This window comes from Variovorax sp. YR752 (genome assembly GCF_943372545.1).
In genome coordinates this window covers 1-17,202 of record NZ_CALRZC010000181.1, presented here as the reverse complement: position 1 = coordinate 17,202, position 17,202 = coordinate 1, and the positions used below count along the sequence as shown (strand labels likewise).

7 protein-coding genes are annotated in these 17,202 nt (G+C 72.4%); all 7 read right to left on the bottom strand.

Annotated features, from left to right (window positions below; genetic code table 11):
- A partial coding sequence (locus AAG801_RS30595; RefSeq protein ID WP_341891767.1) for a putative porin occupies window positions 1-1,404 on the bottom strand: 1,404 nt, incomplete at its 3' end.
- A 38-nt stretch (window positions 1,405-1,442) separates the two neighbouring features.
- Complete coding sequence (locus tag AAG801_RS30590; RefSeq protein WP_341891766.1) at window positions 1,443-2,153, bottom strand: TonB C-terminal domain-containing protein; 711 nt, start codon at window positions 2,151-2,153, stop codon at window positions 1,443-1,445.
- A 10-nt stretch (window positions 2,154-2,163) separates the two neighbouring features.
- Complete coding sequence (locus AAG801_RS30585; RefSeq protein ID WP_341891765.1) at window positions 2,164-2,571, bottom strand: biopolymer transporter ExbD; 408 nt, start codon at window positions 2,569-2,571, stop codon at window positions 2,164-2,166.
- Window positions 2,572-2,581: 10 nt separating this feature from the next.
- Window positions 2,582-2,989 (bottom strand): biopolymer transporter ExbD, encoded by a 408-nt coding sequence (locus tag AAG801_RS30580; protein WP_341891764.1) that lies wholly within the window; start codon window positions 2,987-2,989, stop codon window positions 2,582-2,584.
- 19 nt (window positions 2,990-3,008) lie between these two features.
- Window positions 3,009-4,727, bottom strand: a complete 1,719-nt coding sequence (locus tag AAG801_RS30575) for a DUF2341 domain-containing protein (protein ID WP_341891763.1) — start codon at window positions 4,725-4,727, stop codon at window positions 3,009-3,011.
- A gap of 21 nt (window positions 4,728-4,748) precedes the next feature.
- Window positions 4,749-15,944, bottom strand: coding sequence for a filamentous haemagglutinin family protein (locus AAG801_RS30570; protein ID WP_341891762.1), 11,196 nt, complete (start codon window positions 15,942-15,944; stop codon window positions 4,749-4,751).
- 10 nt (window positions 15,945-15,954) lie between these two features.
- On the bottom strand, window positions 15,955-17,202 hold a 1,248-nt coding region (locus AAG801_RS30565; protein WP_341891761.1), incomplete at its 5' end, for a ShlB/FhaC/HecB family hemolysin secretion/activation protein.

Below are 17,202 nucleotides of genomic sequence, written 5' to 3'. Positions count from 1 at the left end.
GGGCGTGCCCAGCACGCCGCGCAGCTGCACGCCGCTGGTCTTGGGCTGCACCAGGTCGACGGCATTGGTGCCGGCGCGCTGCCGGATGTCCTCGATGTCGAAGCCGGTGTTCTTCACCCAGTCGACGCTCAATCCGACCTGATAGGGCTCGAAGTGGCCGAAGGTCATTGCCGCGCTGAGGTTGACCGGTCGGAACTTCGAGGCCAGGCCCCACACCGGCGCGGCGGTGCTGGTCGGGTCGTTCAGGTTGATCAGCGTGTTGCCCTTCTGGCGCACCGCGGCCGGGTACTGGCTGAGCAGGTAGCCCACTGTGCCGGCACGCGGGCCGGTCGGCGGCGGGTCGGTCTCGCGCACACCCTCGACGTTCTGGAAGTCGTAGACCGCCACGCCGAGACGCAGCTGCGTGCGGTCGGTCACCGCCCAGTCGGTGCCGAGCTGCAGGCCGTACAGCCACTTGTCGCGCTTGCCGAGCGCGAACTCCTCGAGCGGGAAGGCACCGATCGTCGCGAACGCCAGCAGGCCGCTGGCGAGGTCGCGCTCGGCGCGCATTGCCACGCCGTCGAGCGACAGGTCGTCGGGCCAGATCAGGTCGCTGCCGAAGAAGGGGTTGGCGATGCGACCGCCCTCGAAGCGCAGGTTGTAGCGCGGCTCCCAGCGCAGCCAGGCACGATCGAAGCTTGCGCTCAGCCGGTTGAAGTTGTTGCCCAGCGTGGTCGAGGCCGAGGTCGAGCCGCTGGTGCCCGCGGCGACGATGCGCAGCCCGGCGCTGACGTCCTCCGACACCTTGGCCAGTGCGCCCAGCCGTGCACGCAGCGTCAGCCGCTGGCGCGACAGCTCGGTGTTGGCGAGGTCCGGCGACCAGGCCGGCGAGTCGACCTGGCTGCGGTAGACCTCGGCCGGCAGGTTGCCCTCGTCGAAGATCTCGCCCTGCGCGCGCACGCGGATGTCGCCCTCCAGCTTCAGGGAGCGCACCCACGGCGGGATGCGCCGCGAGTCGGCCCAGCCCTCCTCGCGCGCGGTGGCCAGCACGTCGTTCTTGATGTCGTCCTTGATCTGCGCCTTCAGCGTCTCCGGGATGTAGGGCACGCGCACGGTGGTGGCCGGCGTGCCCCACTGCGGCGGCGCCGCGGCAGCAGGCGCCGCCGCCCCGGCCGAGGCCTGGCGCAGCAGCGCGGCCGCACGTTCGCGGCTGATCAGGCCCTGATCGACCAGCGCCTGGATCAGCGCCTGCGTGGTGGCGCGCAACTGTTCGAGCTCGGCGCGCTCCCTGCTCGCAGCGGTGGCCGGCGCCGAGGCGCCTGCAGCAGGGGCGGAGGGTGCCGTCTGGGCGGTGACGGCACCGGCCAGGCCGAGGCCGGCCAGGGCCAGCGGAAGACGGCGCAGGAGCAGCTTGGGGTGAGCCATGGTGTTCAACGGGTTCGAGGTTCGGAATGGAGAAGGCGTCAGCCCTGCGGGCGCACCGTGAGGCGAAAGCGCATCGGCTGCGCAAGCGCACCGGGCGGCGGCAGCTTCAGCGCGCGCGAGGTGCCGTCCAGCGCCTGCTGCATGCTTTCGTCGCGGCTGCTGTCACCGCTGGGGGCGAGTTCGAATCGACGGATGCGGCCGTCGGATTCGACCCACAGCGCGAAGGTGGCGGTCAGCTCGCCCGCCTCCGGGCGCAGCTGGCGTTCGATCTCGTCGCGCAGCAGCTGGCGCGCCGAGTTCGCATAGAAGCGCTCGAGCGCGCGGTCCGAGCCGGTGCCTGCCGCCGAGGCCGGCGTGCCGACCTGCGGCGGCCCGCCCTTGTAGTCCTGCGTCACCGCGCCGGCGGCGAACATGCTGTCGCCGCTGCCGGCCGCACCTTCCATCTTGATCGGCGCCTGCGCCGGCGGCGCATCGGCAGGCTTGGGCTGCTCTTGCTGCACCGGCTTGGGCTCGTCGCGCGGCGTCGGCTTGGGCGGTTCCTCGCGCGGCGGCGGCGGTGGCGGCGGCGGCGTGTCCGGCAGGATGGAGATCTTCGCGATCTGGCGCTTCGGCGCGTCGGGCTTGGACAGCATGGTGCGCGCCAGCACCGTCAGGCCGGCGACGAAGCCGACCAGCACCAGTGCCACGACGATGCGCAGCAGCCAGGTGCGGCCGCTGGTCGGGGCGAGCGAGTTCTCGGCGAGCGGCATGGCGGCGGCCTCAGGTGCCGATACGGGCCGTCACCAGGCCCATGTTGACGCCCAGCCGGTTGCACAGGTCGATCACCTCGATCACCTGCGCGTAGCGCGCCGCCGCGTCGCCCTTGATCGCCACCGACATCTTCGGGTCGCGCGCCTTGGCCTCGTTGAGCCGCGCCTCCAGCTCGGCGGCGCTGACGCCCACGCCGTTGAGCACCAGGCTGCCGCCGGGCGCCACCTGCACGATCAGCAGCTCGTGCTTCTCGGTCGCCGGCTTGTTCGACGGCTTGGGCATCGAGATGTCGAGGCCCTGCACCGAGGCGGTGGTCATCAGGATGAAGACGACCAGCAGCACGTACGCCAGGTCGAGCATCGGCGTCACGTTGATGGTGTCGTAGGGCTGGGAGTCGTTGCCGACCTGGATGGACATGGGGTGCTCCTCACGCCGCGCGTTTGGTCACCAGGCCGACCTCGGTGATGTCGAGCTTCTTCAGCACCTCCAGCACCTGCATCACCTTGTCGTACTGCGCCGCCGCGTCGCCCTTGAGCACCACCGGCAGCGCCGGGTTGGCGGCCTTGTACTGGCCGAGCGTCGAGGCCAGCTGCTCGAGCGAGACCGGATAGGCGTCGAGGTAGATCGCGCCGTCGGCAGTGATCGTCACGGCGCGCGTCTGCGGCTTGGCCAGGTTGTTGGCCGCCTGCGTCTGCGGCGAGTTGACGCGCACGCCCTGCACCGAGGCGGTGGTCAGGATGATGAAGGTGACCAGCAGCACGTAGGCCAGGTCCAGCATCGGCGTGATGTTGATGTCGTCGTAGGGCTGGTTGTCGCCCTTCACGTCCGCTGACATGCGCTGCTCCTGGTCTGGTTCAACGCTGGCCGTAGGTCTCGGCCACGCGGGTGACGAACTCGTCGACGAAGATCTGCATGTCCGCCGAGATGTTCTTGATGCGCGAGGCCAGCCAGTTGTAGGCGAACAGCGCGGGGATCGCGACGGCCAGGCCGGCCACCGTGGCCAGCAGCGCGGCGGCGATGCCCGGCGCGATCGCGTTGACGTTGACGTCGCCGGCCGCGGCGATGGCGGCGAAGGTGATCATCACGCCGACCACCGTGCCGAGCAGGCCGAGGAAGGGCCCCCCGGAGATCGCGATGGTCAGGAACACCATCTGCGCATTGAGCTTGTGGTTCTCGCGCACCAGGTCGGCATCGACCGAGGCCTTCACCGCGTCGAGCGAGGCGCCGCTGAGCGCCGCCTGCGAGACCTGCTCGTCGGTGCCGACGTTGCGCTTCCTCAGCTCGCGCAGCCCGGCCTGGTAGAGGCGGAACAGCGACGAGTGCGGGTGCACCGCACCCTTGTCGAGCAGCAGCAGGTCGCCGGTGGCGCCGCGGAAGCGCTGCAGGAAATTGCGGTTGTCGCGGTCGGTGCGGCCGATCATCAGCGTCTTCACCACCATCACCCAGGCGGCGACGACGAACATCAGGCCGAGGATGATGATGACCACCCAGGCATCGACCGTCAGGTTCTTGACCAGGATGCCCATGTAGCCGTGTTCGCTGCCGCCCGCGTCGGCCTCGCCAGCAGCCTCCTGCACGCTGCTGAGCAGCTTGCTGCCGGCCCCCTGCGACTCGGCGGCCAGGCGGATCCAGTCGGCACTGCGCGCGCCGGCGATGACCTGCAGCTCGTCGAGCTGCCCGGCCAGGCCGGCGCCGACGGCCAGCGGCGCGTCGATCGCCGGCAGGGCTGCATCACCCTCGGCGGCCCTGGCGCCGTTGACGTAGACCGCGGCCTTGCCGGCGCTCATGGACAGCACCACGTGCGCCCAGGCACCGGGCGGCAGGCTGCCGCCAGCCACCTGCGCGCTGCCCAGCGCGAGCTGCACCGCACCGTCCTTCAGCGTCGCCTTCAGCGGCCCCCAGTCGACCAGCGTGCCCTGGCTCGGGTTGTCGGGCTTGACCCACAGCGCCAGCGTCAGCGCGCCGCCCGCCGCCACGCGCAGCTTCTCGCCCGCCGGCCAGGTGACCGGCTGGCCGGCCAGGCGCAGGCTGCCGGCCAGCAGGCCGTTGATCTCGCGCAGCACCGGCTGCTCGCTGCGGATCGCGCCGGACGCATCGGCGGCCGGACCGTCCGTCTCGCTGAAGCGCAGCGCCAGCGTGTCGGCCGGTACCACGTTGACCACCGGCTCGGCCGCTGCCTTCGGGTTGCCGGCGTAGACGTGGATCATGTTCTTGTCGGTGCCCGGCACCACGCTGGGCAGCTCGACCCACAGCACCGCCAGCTCATTGATGCCGTCGAAGCGTTCGACGCTGAACTTCAGCGGCGTCTTGTCGTCGGCCACGATCACGCGCAGGTCGCTGCCGTCCTCCTTGGCGGTGGCGAAATCGAAGTTGCCCGAGTGCAGCCGCAACGGCACCAGCAGGCCGGCGACAGCCTCCTGTGTCGGCACACCCTTCGCGGAGGTGTCGAGAGTGACGCGGGTGCGCAGGGTCCAGTCGGCGTTCCACCAGGCCTGGGCGGTGGGGCTGAGCGTGGCCAGCAGCAACGCCGCGACAGGGGCGGCGAATCGGGCGGCGAGACGGCGGATGGTCATGGTGTGGGTTGCCAGGGCGGATCAGGAACGGTCGGGGCCGAAGCCCAGGAACTCGAGCAGCAGGTTGCGGCGCGCGCGGCGCTTGCGTTTGTCTTCTTCCTCGTCGGCGTTGGCGGCCGAAGGGCCGGAAAGTGTCGCGTCCGTGGCGCTGTTGCCCAGGCCCGCGGTCGCACCGCCGGTCGGCGCTGGCGGCGGTGCACCGACGGCCACGCCACCGACCGCGAGGTTGTCGGCGCCGACGAAGCGCACGGCACCGAGGAAGGCGTTGCCGGCCGAAGCGATGCCGGCGTCGCCGGCGTTGATCTCGCCCAGCGGCGCGTACAGGTCCAGCGTGCTGTCGCTGTCGAGAACGGCAATGCCGCTGCCGCTGAACGAACCGCTGGTGTCGACGACGAACTGGCCGTCCTCGTTGATGCGGAACACCGGCGGCGGCGCGCCGACCACGGTCTTCGCGCCGCGGCCGGCATCGAGGTTGCCGAGGCTGGCCCACAGCAGCACGTCGCCGCGCGCCAGCGTGAAGACGCGCGACTGGTTGACCTCGAAGCTCAGCCGCGTGGCCGCCTCGATCGCGCCGCCGGCCACGCTGACGATGCCCAGCTCGCTGGTCGACTTGACGATGCCGCCGCCGGCGAGGTCGCCGACGTTGATGCGCCCGCCAGGGGCGGCCAGGCGGATGTCGCCGCCCTGCTCGGTTTTCACCTGGCTGTTCGACAGCGTGATGTCGCCGCGTGCACGGCTGCCGGCGAACAGCGTCTCCAGCGCGTCGTAGCCACGCAGGTAGTCGATGCGTTCGCCGCTCAGGGCGGCGCGGCCGGCGCTGCGCAACTCGCCGGAGAGCACACGGTTCATGAACAGCGCCTGCTGCTCGAGCGGCAGTTCGGTGAAGCGCTGCGCGGCCTGGGCCGCATCGAGCGTCGCGCCCACGCGCTGGGAGACATAGGCGCGCAGCGAATCGGCGTAGGGCGACAGCGCCAGCGCCAGCGAACTCTGCGTCGCGTCGGCCAGTGTCTGCGCGCGCTGTGCCAGCACCGCGGCCAGTGCACGGCCTTGCAAGGCGTCGCGCAACTGCTCGCGCACCTGGGCCTGCGCGGCCTCGCGCTGCGCCGCGCTGGCGTTGCGCGGCAGCGTGGTGTTGCCGGGCAGCAGCTCGCTGCCAGGCACCGGCAGGGCGTCGTCGCCGCGCACCGAGCCCGAGATCGCGCCGGTGTCCGTGGCCGCGGTCGCCGCTGCGCTGAGCGCTTCGGCCTGCGCGATCGCCTTGACCATGTAGGCCTCATAGTCACGGTCGAAGGCCTCGGTGCCGACCAGTGCGCGCACGCGCTCGCGCTGCTGCACTGGCGTCAGCGCCGCATAGGCCTTGGCCGCCGTGCGCTGCGCCGCGGCGTCGAGCAGCGCGCCGCCGGACTGCAGCGCCTCGAGCTGGACCAGCAGCTCGGCCGGGAAGTTGGCGAAGCCGCTGCCGAGCAGCTGGAAGCCGCCCTGCGCCGCCTGCGCATAGTCGGCCAGGTTCACGCCGGCCAGCAGCGTGATGCCGGCACCGCCGCGCGGCAGCTGAAGCGGGTTGTCCTGGTTGCCGACGCTGACCATGCCGGGGCCGCGACCGAAGTCGATGTCACGCCCGGCCAGCGCGAGCAGGTCGCCGGGGCCACCGATGCGCACCGAGCCCAGCTCGGCGAAGCGCAGGTCGCGCCCGGCCTGCAGCAGCGAGAGTTCGCCGGCGCCCTGGTGCTGCACCTGCAGCGAGCCGTCGAGCCGCAGATCCTCACCGGCGATCAGGCGTACCGGTCGCGCACTGAACGAGGGCTGGCTGTCCAGCGCCACACTGCCCTGCTCGGAGACCAGGCGCACCGGTGTGCGGCTGCTCTGGTCGAGACCGACTTCCTTGCCGGCCCACTCGCCGAGGTTGCTGTTGTAGAACTCGATCAGCTCGGCCGGCGCGAGGGGCGTCGGCACTTGCCCGGCGTCCGGCAGCGACACCGGTACGCGCACGGCCGTCACCTCGATGTCGTCTCGGGCCAGAAGTGCCAGGGTGCTTTCGCCTCGCGGCTTCTGCACCAGCGTAGGGGCGCTGATGCTGCCCAGCGGTGCGGCGAGCAGCAGTTCGTCGGGAACGATCACTGCGGCCGCGCCGGGCGCGGAACCCGAGCCCGACACGGGCCGATCACCGACCACGCTCAGGTCACCCGCCGCGCTGATCACGCGGGCACTCGCCTGCGCGGCCAGACCGTCCACCACGTCGGTGCGTGGCGAGTTCTCGAGGCCTTGCGCGGTACCGGCCAGCAGCGCGGCATTGGTCGGGCTGCCGATCGTCAGATCGCCCGCGGCCTCGATGGTCCAGGCCGTGTCGGCGTGCAGGATCTGCGTGGCCGCGTAGGCGTCGGTTGCGCCGCTGCCGCCGCGCACTTCGCCGCCGGCGCGCAGCGAGGCCTGCGTCCCGCCCGCATAGAGCAGGCCGCCGACCACGTCGCGGCCGGCACTCACGTCGAGCGCACCGCCGGCAAACCAGCGCGACTGCGCGGCCTGGTAGTCGGCACTACCGGGCGTGCCGGCCTCGCCGACCGAGTAGCCGGCCAGGGGCGTCGAGGCATCGAGGTCGACCACGTCGCGCCCCGCGCTGACGCGGATGTGCCCGCCGCCGAAGGAGGCGATGCCCTGCGCGAACAGGTCGTAGCGTGACCACAGTCCGGCCGGCTTGGCCGCATCGATCGGATCGGTCTGGCGGTACCACCAGTCGGTCACGTACTGCACGCCCTGCGTCAGGCCGTTGGCCAGCACCACGGTGGACGGCGAGCCCTGCACGTCGCGGCCGGCGGACAGCGTGATGTCGCCGGCGTCCTCGAAGAACGGGCCGACCGGGCGGCCCAGGCCGCGCACCAGCTGGTCCACGGCGCGCACGCGCAGGCGCTCGAAGCCGGGCATGTCTACGGCGGCCACCGGCGTGCCGGTGGTGTAGACACGCGCCTGGCTGTTGAGCTGCTGGATGTCCCGGCCGGCGGCGATGGCTATTGAGCCGGTGGTGCTGCGCACGAACACCGACGGCGCCGCGCCGCCGAAGGCCGACTCGCGGCCGATGACCACGTCGCCGGCGCTGTCGCTGTGCAACGTGGCCATCACGTCGGCCGAGCTCAGATCGGCGCCGCCGATCAGCCGGTACGACGCGGCCGCCTGGTCGAGCGCGATGCCGTTCGCGGTGATCGCGGTGCGGTTGCTGGCCCCGGGCGCGGGGCCGAAGCCGTCGCTCAGGCTGTAGGCCAGGTTCAGGTTGCCGGCCGCGCGCAGCGTCAGCGCCATCGGCTCGCCGACGCGGTTGCCGGCAGCCGGCTGCAGGTTCCAGTCACCGCCCAGCGCGAGGTCGCCAGTGGAGCGGATCTCGACGCCGGCGGCCACAGCCACCTTGCCGGCGAGGTCACTGCGTCCGCCGGCCAGTCGCGCGGCGATGGCCGTGGTGTTGCCGGCACCGGCGCCGATGAAGGCGGCATTGTCGGACGCGACGACCGACGGCTTGAGCACTGGTGCTCGGCCGGGGGCTGGCGCTGGCGCTGGTGCGGGTGCGGGTGCGGGTGCGGGTGCGGGTGCGGGTGCGGGTGCTGGCGCGGGTGCGGGTGCAGGCGCCGGACTCGGTGCCGGAGAGCCCGTGGGTGGCGTGGGCGGCGTGTTGCCGGGGGTCGTCGGGCCATTGCCGTCCGAGGCGACGGCCAGGATGGTCTTGCGCTGCTGCAGCGCATTCATCAGGTTGACCGACTGCGCCAGCATCGGCGCCGGGCCGACCGGCGGTGTCGGCGGCGTGTTGCCGGGTGTCGTCGTGCCATTGCCCGCTGAAGGATCTGGCGATGGGGGCGGAGCCGGTGCCGGAGCCGGAGCCGGTGCCGGTGCCGGTGCAGGGGCAGGTGCAGGTGCAGGTGCAGGTGCAGGTGCAGGTGCAGGTGCCGGTGCCGGTGCCGGTGCAGGTGCAGGTGCAGGTGCAGGTGCCGGTGCCGGTGCCGGTGCAGGTGCAGGTGCAGGTGCAGGTGCCGGTGCAGGTGCCGGTGCAGGTGCAGGTGCAGGTGCCGGTGCGGGAGCAGGAGCAGGAGCAGGAGCAGGAGCAGGTGCAGGTGCAGGTGCAGGCGGCTGCGTCGCCGTCTCGCTGATCAGCTCCACGCCCTCGTAGATGCGCACGGCCTCGGCCTCGATGCGCCGCACGTTCTCGAACGCCGCGGCCAGCGCATCGATGCGCACGTCGGTGCCGCCTGGTGTCGCGGTGCTCACGCCGTCGCGCTGCGCACGCAGCGTCAGCGTGCCACCCTCGCCGCCCTCGCCTGCCGCGGTGCCGATCACGGCCCCCTGCTGCAGGCGGATGCGTCCTTCGGTGCTGAGCACCTGTACGCGGCCCCCATCGACATCGTCGCCGCGGTTGTCGGCGCGCACGCGCGCGCCGTTGCTCAGCGTCACATCGTCGCCGGCGGCAAGGATCACTTCGGCACCGCGCTCGGCACCAGCCAGCAGCGTGCCGCGCACGTCGAGCGCGCCGGCATCCGCCACCACCGCAATGCGCTGCGAGCGCAGGCTCGCGTCGGCGGCAACGACCTGGTTGCCGGCACGGTTGCGCACCGCGATCGAGCCGTCGAAGTTGGCCGCGGCGGTCGTGGCCTGAGTCGCCAAAGAGCGGCCCAGCTCCGCGAGATCTACGGCGTCGCGGCTGTCCAGCGACAGCTCGGCGCCGTCGCCCTGCTGCGAGGTACCGCGCAGGGTTCCATTCAGCACCAGGCCTGCACGCGTGGCCGACAGCGCCAGCGAACCGGCACTGGCATCGCCCTGCGCGGAGACATCGAGCAAGGCACCCGCGTCCACAGCCAGCGACCCCGTGCGCGCTTCGGCCACGATGCGGCCGGCGGGGCTGTCCACCGCCACGCCGTCGATGACCCGGCTGCCGCCGGCGACCGTGGTCGTCGAGCCTTCGCTGAAACGCAGCGTGGTGCCGCTGCCGCCGCTGGCCTTCAATTCCAGCGTGCCCGACGGCAGCTCGATGCGCCCTGCCTGCGTCAGCGTGCGGGCCTCGATCGCCACGCGCGCACCGGCGCCGGCCTCGCTGGCCTCGCCGTCGCCCGCACGCAGCGTGAAGCTGCCGGCGGCATCGATCCTGTGCTGTGCACCTTGCGTCGCGGTCAGGCTGGCGGCGGTCAAGCCGAGATGGCCGCTGCTGGCCAGGCTGCCTTCACCGTCGAGCACCACCGAGCCGTGCGCGCGCACGGCCACGTTGGCGGCACCGGCCACGGCCACGGCACCGGAGCCGATGGTCAGCGCGCCGTCGCGTGCCTCGAGATCCAGGCGGCCGCTGCCCGCCGCCACGCCAGCGCTGGCGCCGCTGCTGTTGGTAAGCTGCAGCTCACCCGCGCGCACGGAGGCCCGGGCGCCGTCGTCCAGGCGCAGCGTGCCGGCATCGAGCACCAGTCGCTCCTGCGCCGACGAACCCAGCGACGCGCCGTCCGCGAAGACGATATCGCCGTAGCTGCGCAGCGTCAGCGACTCGGCCGCATTGAGCCGATCGGCCAGCGCACCGCGCACCTGCAGCGCATCGCTGCCGGTCTGCGCATCGCCGCCGACCCGCACCTGTGCAGCGCCCAGCGTGATACTGCCGGCATCCAGCACGGCCGATTCGGCCAGGCCCGTGCGCGCGGTCGCCTCGATGCTGATCTGTCCGGCATCGCCGGCCACCAGCCGCGCGCCCGCGCCGATGTCGACATTCGCGCTGCGCTCGGCCGCGGCCGCGGGCACGCCGTTGCGCGTCACGCCGGCACCCGACGCGTTGATCCGCAGCGACGCGCCGTCGCCGCTCACGTTGAGCTCGACCGGGCCGGACGCAGCCGGTGCCGGGGCTGCCGTGGCAATCACCACCGCGCCGGCGCCCACGCTGACCTGCTCCTTCGCGAGCAACAGCAGATCGGGCACCATGATCGCCTGCTGGTCGTTGGCCAGCACCACGCTCTCGGCCACCGCCTCGCCAATGCGGCTGCCATCGGCGGCCTGGCTGCGCACGCCGCCGAGCAGCACGCTGCCGGCACCGCTGTCGTTGAGCTGGTCGGGCGTCAGCACCAGCGCGTCGCCGTGTCCGCTGCGCGTCTCGTCGACGACGATGCGCTCGGAGGCGATGTTCAGTTCGCCACGCCGCCCGGCCGATGCGAAACCCAGCGCACCGTCGAGCACCAGTTGCTGCGTGCGCAGGTTCAAGGTGCCGGCATCCACGGGCAGGTTGGGCACGGCGGCACCGTCGCGCGCGGCGCGGTCGCGGAAGTAGCCCGAGGCCTCGGTGGTGCGGATCTCGGAGGACTGCCGCGCCAGCGTGGCCGGCGTGATCACGAAGGACGATGCCCGCGCATCGAGCTGGTCGGTGCCGGCCACGCCGAGGCGTGCGCCGACGAGCAGCGCGCCGTTGGCCTGGCGGGCGGCGGAGCCGTCGCTCGGCGCAGCACCGCCCGCCTGCACCAGGAAGGCGCCAGGCATCATCGCGTAGCGCGCCGGCAGCAAGGCGTAGGTGCCGGCGCGCAGTGTCTGGCCGCCGAATCGCAGGTCCTGCGTCAGCGTGATCTGGCGGCCGGCCGAGGCGGCGGCCACCGCACCGGCCGCATCGGTCTCGGAGAGGATCTGGCTGTCCAGCGGTGCCAGGCCGGCCGCCGTCGGCACGATCGCATAGGCGCCGCCGGCCGCTCCGGCGAACACGTCACGCGAGCCGCCCGGACCGGCGACGAATTCGTAGGCGACCAGTTCGCCGCCGCCGCCGAGGTCCACCGTCGGCGCGGTCGAACTCTTGCCGTCGGCGCCGACGACGCTGCGCTCGCCGATGTTCACCGCCGGCGCATCGAGGTCCACCCGCTTGTCCGGCGGCGCCGTGACGGTGTTGTTGGGCACACCGTGGTACCAGTCGGTGCCGCCCACCGTGCTGCCGTAGAGCACGGTGCGGCCTTCGGCGCTGACCGAGGTGAGGCTCTGGTCGCTGAGTTCGATGCTGCGAGTGGCCTGCAGCGAGATGCTGCCCTGCGGCGCGCGCAGCACCCCACCCTGGACGATCTGATCGGCCTTGAAGCTCAATGCCGCACCGGCGGACAGCGGCGCCGCCGGCGTGGCCGTGCCGGCGCCTTCCGGGCGACGGATCTCGATCCGGTGACCGCCGGCATCGACCTCGAACTGCGTTGCCGTCGTGCCGTAGACCTGCGCCGCGCTGAGCGTCAGGTCGGCGTCGACCGCCAAGGCTCCCCGGGTCTTACCCTCGGAGATGACGCCATGCAGGCGGATGTCGCCGCTGCTGCTCAGTTCGACCTGCTCGGCACCGGAGACGGCGAAGCGGCCGACCAGATCGATGCTGCTGCTCGCGGCAGCCGCCTGCGCCGCCGCGCTGCTGCCCGTCGGCGCCGCATCGATCAGGAGACGGCCCGTGCCCCCGGCCGACGGCACGGCATCCTGCCGGCCACTGGTGTTGCCGAGCTGCGCGCTGGCAGCGGACAACTTGACGTCGGCCCCTTCACCGAGCTGCAAGGTCGGCGCATCGAGCACGACGCGGCGCTGCAGCGCGAGGTCGATGTCGCCGGCCAGTTCCACCGTGTCGAGTGCCGCGAGGGACAGCTCGCCGAGCTTCGCGTCTTTCACCAGCTCGCTGCCCAGCGTCACGGTCTTGCGGTTCGGGTCTGCCGCCGCCGCTGCGCCTTCGCCCTGCAGGCGCAGCGTGTGCGCCGGCGCCGTGGCGTTGTTGTCGGTCTGCACCACCGCGACGGACAGCGCCCCGCCACCCGCGCCGGCGCCACCGGCCTGCGCCGAGAAGCTGCCGGCCAGCGTGCTGTCGCTGCCGCCGCCGGCTTCGATGCGCACACGCAGGTTGCCGCCGTTGCTGGCCACGGTGGTCGGACCTTCCGGCCAGGCCGCACCGCTGGTGCCGCCGTCCAGGCGCGCGCGTGTGCCGTCGGCCCGCAGCTCGGAGCCGTCACGCCAGTCCAGCGTCACGGCGTTCAGTGCAATGGAGCCACCGGCCTGCACCTGGCCGCGCGCCAGGCCATCCGTGCTCGGTGCTCGCAGCACCTGGCCGGAGACGTCGATCCGGCTGCTCTCGCCCAGGCGCAGCACGTCGTCGGCGGCGAGGCCGCCGACCGTGCCGGTCTGCGTGAGCGTCACCGTGCCGCCGGGTGCAGTGAGCGTGCCGTCGACGAGCACGCTGCGCGCGCCGCGCAGCGTCAGGCTGGCGCCGGGCTCCATGTCGATGCGGGCGTCTTCGGCAACGCTCAACGCGCCGCTCTCGGCCCGTGAGGCCTGGCCGCTGGACTGCAGCGTCAGGTTCGTCGGCCGGCGCTGCACATCCGGCAACGTGCCCAGCGGCGCAACGTCCGCCAGGCGCGAACCGGTCGGCGCCAGCCGGGTGGCGGCGCCGGCGATGCGGTTGAGCTGCGTCGGCGCCAGCGTGGTGCCGGCCGCCACGTCGAGCGAGACGATGCCGTCGACGTCATAGCTGCCGAAGCCGCCTTGCGTGAAGAACGAGGGCGCCAGCGACAGCACACCGCGCAGCGGGTCGGAGACCGCATCGCCGCCGACGTGCACCTGCGCCGCGCGCAGCGTCAGGCTACCGCCGCGGCCGATGGCCTCGCCACGCAGTTCGCCCTGCAGCTCGAAGCGCTGCGCCTGCTCGTTCAACAGCGAGCTGCTCAGCGTGATCGCACCGGCGTTGCCGCCGCTGATCGCACCTCCTGCGGCGACGGTAGCGCCACCCGACACATCGAGTAGCGCGCCCTCGCCGACCGCCAGGCCGGCACCGGAGCGCAGCGCGATGCTGCCGGCATCGACACGTCCGCTCGCCGCGGCGCCGTCACGCTGGCGGTTAACGATGCGCCCGGCCACGTCCAGCGTCGTGCCCTCGGCCACGCGGATGTCGCCGGCGACAGCGCCGACCACGCCGGGATTGCCGACCGTCTGCGCGTTGACGGTGCCACCGCTGGCGACGATGTCGCCCGCCAGTTCGATGCCGGCCGTGCCTCGGTTGTAGAGGGTCAGGCTCGTACCGTCGCCGAGCGACAGGTCGGCGTCGGCATCGCTGCGGATGCCACCGTCGCTGCCGATGCTCAGCGAGCCGATGCCCGAGGCCTGCAGCATCGCCGCAGACAGCGTGGTCTCGGTCCCGGCGGGCGCGGCCGTGATCGGGTTGGTCCAGAACGCCGTCTGTGCCGCGCTCGATTCGACGATGCGCACGCCAGACTGCAGCCCGGTGCCGTCGACATTGCCGGCCACGCCGAGCTGCAGCCGGCCGGTGGCGGCCAGCGCGTCCTGCCCGCTGCGCTGGCGCTCGCCGGCCACCGTGTGGGCGTCGAGCCGGCCATCGAGCACGGCCTGGCTGCCGAGGATGCGCACGTTGCCTGCCGCGCGGCCTTCCGCATAACCTTCCTCGAGCCGGCCGCGCGGGTTGGCGGTCCATTGCACCACCGGCCCCCAGCGGTCGTACTTGCCGGTGCCGACGTTGCTGACCTGCGTGTAGCGCTGGTCGGCCGGCGCGTCGTTGAGCGTGTAGCGCTGGCCGGTCTCGGAGACCAGCGTGGTCGGCGCGACCTGCGCCGCGGTGTAGTCCACCTTGCCGCCGGAGACGTCGATCACCGAGCTGGCATGCGTGGCCACCACGCCGGTGCTCTCCAGCAGCACCGAGCCGCCGGCGGACAGGCGCTCCGAGGCGGTCTTCTCGATGCCCTTCAGGTAGCTCGAGGTGTCGCCGAGGATGGGCGCGTCGTCGCGCACGTCGAAGGTCACGCGGCTGCGGTACAGCGGCCCGTCCTTCTGCAGCGGCGCGTCGCGCAGGTCGCTGGCGCCGAGCAGTTCGGTGGTGACGAAGTTGCGCGCCACCGAGACCTTCGTGTCGGTGGTGCCGGAGACATCGATCACCACGCCCTCGCCGAGGATCAGGCGCGCCGTCGGGTCGAAGGCGCGCGTGGGGCGGCCGGTGTCGGGGGCATCGAGCGCCTGCAGGCTGCCGGTGGGACGGTCGTAGTCGGGCACCGACTCGGCGCGCACGCGCATCGCCGCGCCGGGCGCGATCACCTCGGCATCACGCTGGAACTCGACCGTCTTGCCGGCCATCTCGATGCGCGAGGTGGTGAAGGCGGACTGCTCCGTGGAGGTCAGCGGCTTGCCGTTCTTGTCGAGCGAGGTGTCGGCGGTGATCTCGATGCGGCTGCCTTCGCCGAGCACCAGCGTGCCGCCCTCGGTGGCGCGCTTGGTGATCTCCGCGCCCGCCGACACCGCGCTGGCATTGCCGCGCGCGAGCAGCAGCACCGAGCCGTTCTCGCTGACGCTGGTGGTGGCGCTGATGCGGCCGAGCTGGTTGACGGCCATGCCCACCAGCGTGGTGTTGCCGCGCGCGGTGACGATCTCGCCGGTGTTGGTCACCGTGCCGTTGCTGCCACCGACCTCGACGAGCAGGCCGCGCACCGCCGGCACCTGCGGGTTGACCTCGGACGCGTAGATGCGCTCGACCGTCGGCGCCTGCAGGTAGATCGCGTCGCCGGCACCGAGCACCGTCTGCCCGCCCGGCGTCTCGATACGGCCGGCGTTGTTCACCTGCTCGGCGAACAGGAAGACGCGGCCGCCGGCGGCGCTGACGATGCTCGCGCCTTGTGCCACCTCGACGAAGCCCGGGCCGACGGCCGGCGCGCCGAGCACGGTCGGGTCCAGAGACAGGCTGGGGCGCGCGCCGTAGATGGACTCGGTGAGTCCGCTGGCGAAGTCGGCATCCGCGATGTTCATCGTCGACGCGACCAGCGAGCCGACATTGACCCGCGCGCCGGCACCGAACAGGATGCCGTTGCCGTTGAGCAGGTAGACCTGCCCATTCGACTTCAGCGAACCGAAGATCGCGCTGGGCTGCGTGCTGTTGAGCACGCGGTTGAGCGCGCTGCTGCTCGCGTCCGGCATGCGGAACTCGACGCTGCTGGCGCCGCCGATGTCGAAGCTGTTCCACTGGTAGACCGCGCGGTTGCTGGTCTGGTTGATCAACTGATCGACCCCGCCGCGGTTGTTGAGCGTGTTGACCGGTGCTGCTGCGCCGCTGCCCGAGATGCGCCAGGCCGTGGCCGGCACGGGCACCACGTTGGGCATCGGCACCGCCGGGCGGGCCGCCGTCTGGCCGACCGACTGCAGCGGCCAGATCGCCGCCAGCGCCATCGCCAGGCGCGTGAGTCCGGGGTTGGCGAGCTTGGAGGCGGATGAACGGCTGCGCATGGTCTCGGGCTCAGAAGGTGCCGACCAGGCGGGCGTGCACACGCACGTCGCGGTCGGGAGTGCGGGAGGTGGCCTTCAGCGGCCAGGCGAAGTCGAGCTCGGCATTCCAGCGGCGCCAGGCCTGCGCGCGCAGTCCGAAGCCGGTGCCGGCCAGCGGCGTGCGCGCCGCCTGCCCGGCGGTCGGCAGCAGCGTGTACAGGCGCGCCACGTCGACGAAGCCGATCAGGTTGACCGTGTTCAGCACCGCAGGCTCGGCAGCCTCGCGGGCGGGCATCAGGTTGCTGCTGCGCCACTCCAGCGAACCCAGCAGGCCGTGGTCGCCCGAGCCCTCACCCTCCAGGTAGCCGCGCACTGTCTCGGCACCGCCGGCGCTGAACTGCTCGCTGCTGGGCACCGGCTGCGACGCCACTTGACCGCCCAGGCGCAGACCGAGCGCACCGCCGATCCACGGCGCCGGCCGGTTGTGCCGCCAGTCCAGGCGCAGCGTGGAGAAGCCGCCGTCCGCACCTTGGCGCTTGCAGGCGAACTGGTCGACCGGGCCGATGTTGCCGGGGCACTCGACATCCCGCTGCAGCAGTCGGCGCAGGCCGAAGGTGGCGGTGAGGTTCAGCTGCGTCTGCTCGGCGCCCTCCTGCCACAGGCCGCTGTAGGCGGCCAGGAAGGGCATGTAGCGCAGCGGCGTGGACAGCGCGTCGACGCCGGCCGACTCGATGCGCTCGCGCAGGTTCTTGTAGTCGGCGCCGAGCGTGACGCTGTGCGAACCCTGTGCCGGCGACACCGCCAGCGGATGCACCCAGCGCAGGCCGGCGGTGATGCCCTTGCCGAACACGGTGGCGGCACCCAGCGGCTCGAGCGTACTGTCGCTGGCAACGAGGTAGCCGACCAGCGTGCGCTGCGAGGGCAGCGGCACGGTGTAGGTCATCGACAGCACCTGGCTCTCTTTCGGCTCGGCCGGCGCGGTGATCGCGGTGACGGCCAGCGCATGGTCGAGCTGCCACAGGTTGGCATAGCGCAGCGTTCCCTGCAGACGCCACGGCGTGGTGTCGGCGGCATGGCGGTTGTTCAGTTCGACCGTCGCCTCCAGCGGCAGTTCGTCGGTCACCTTCAGCTCGACCTCCACCGTGCCTGGCGTGCGGCCCGGCCGCAGCAGCGGCTGCACGCGGCGCTCGTCGCTGCGGTTGACCTCGGCGAGCTGCGCCTGAGCGACGTTGAAGTTGGGCACCTGACCCTCGGCCAGCTCGGCCACGCGATGGCGGAT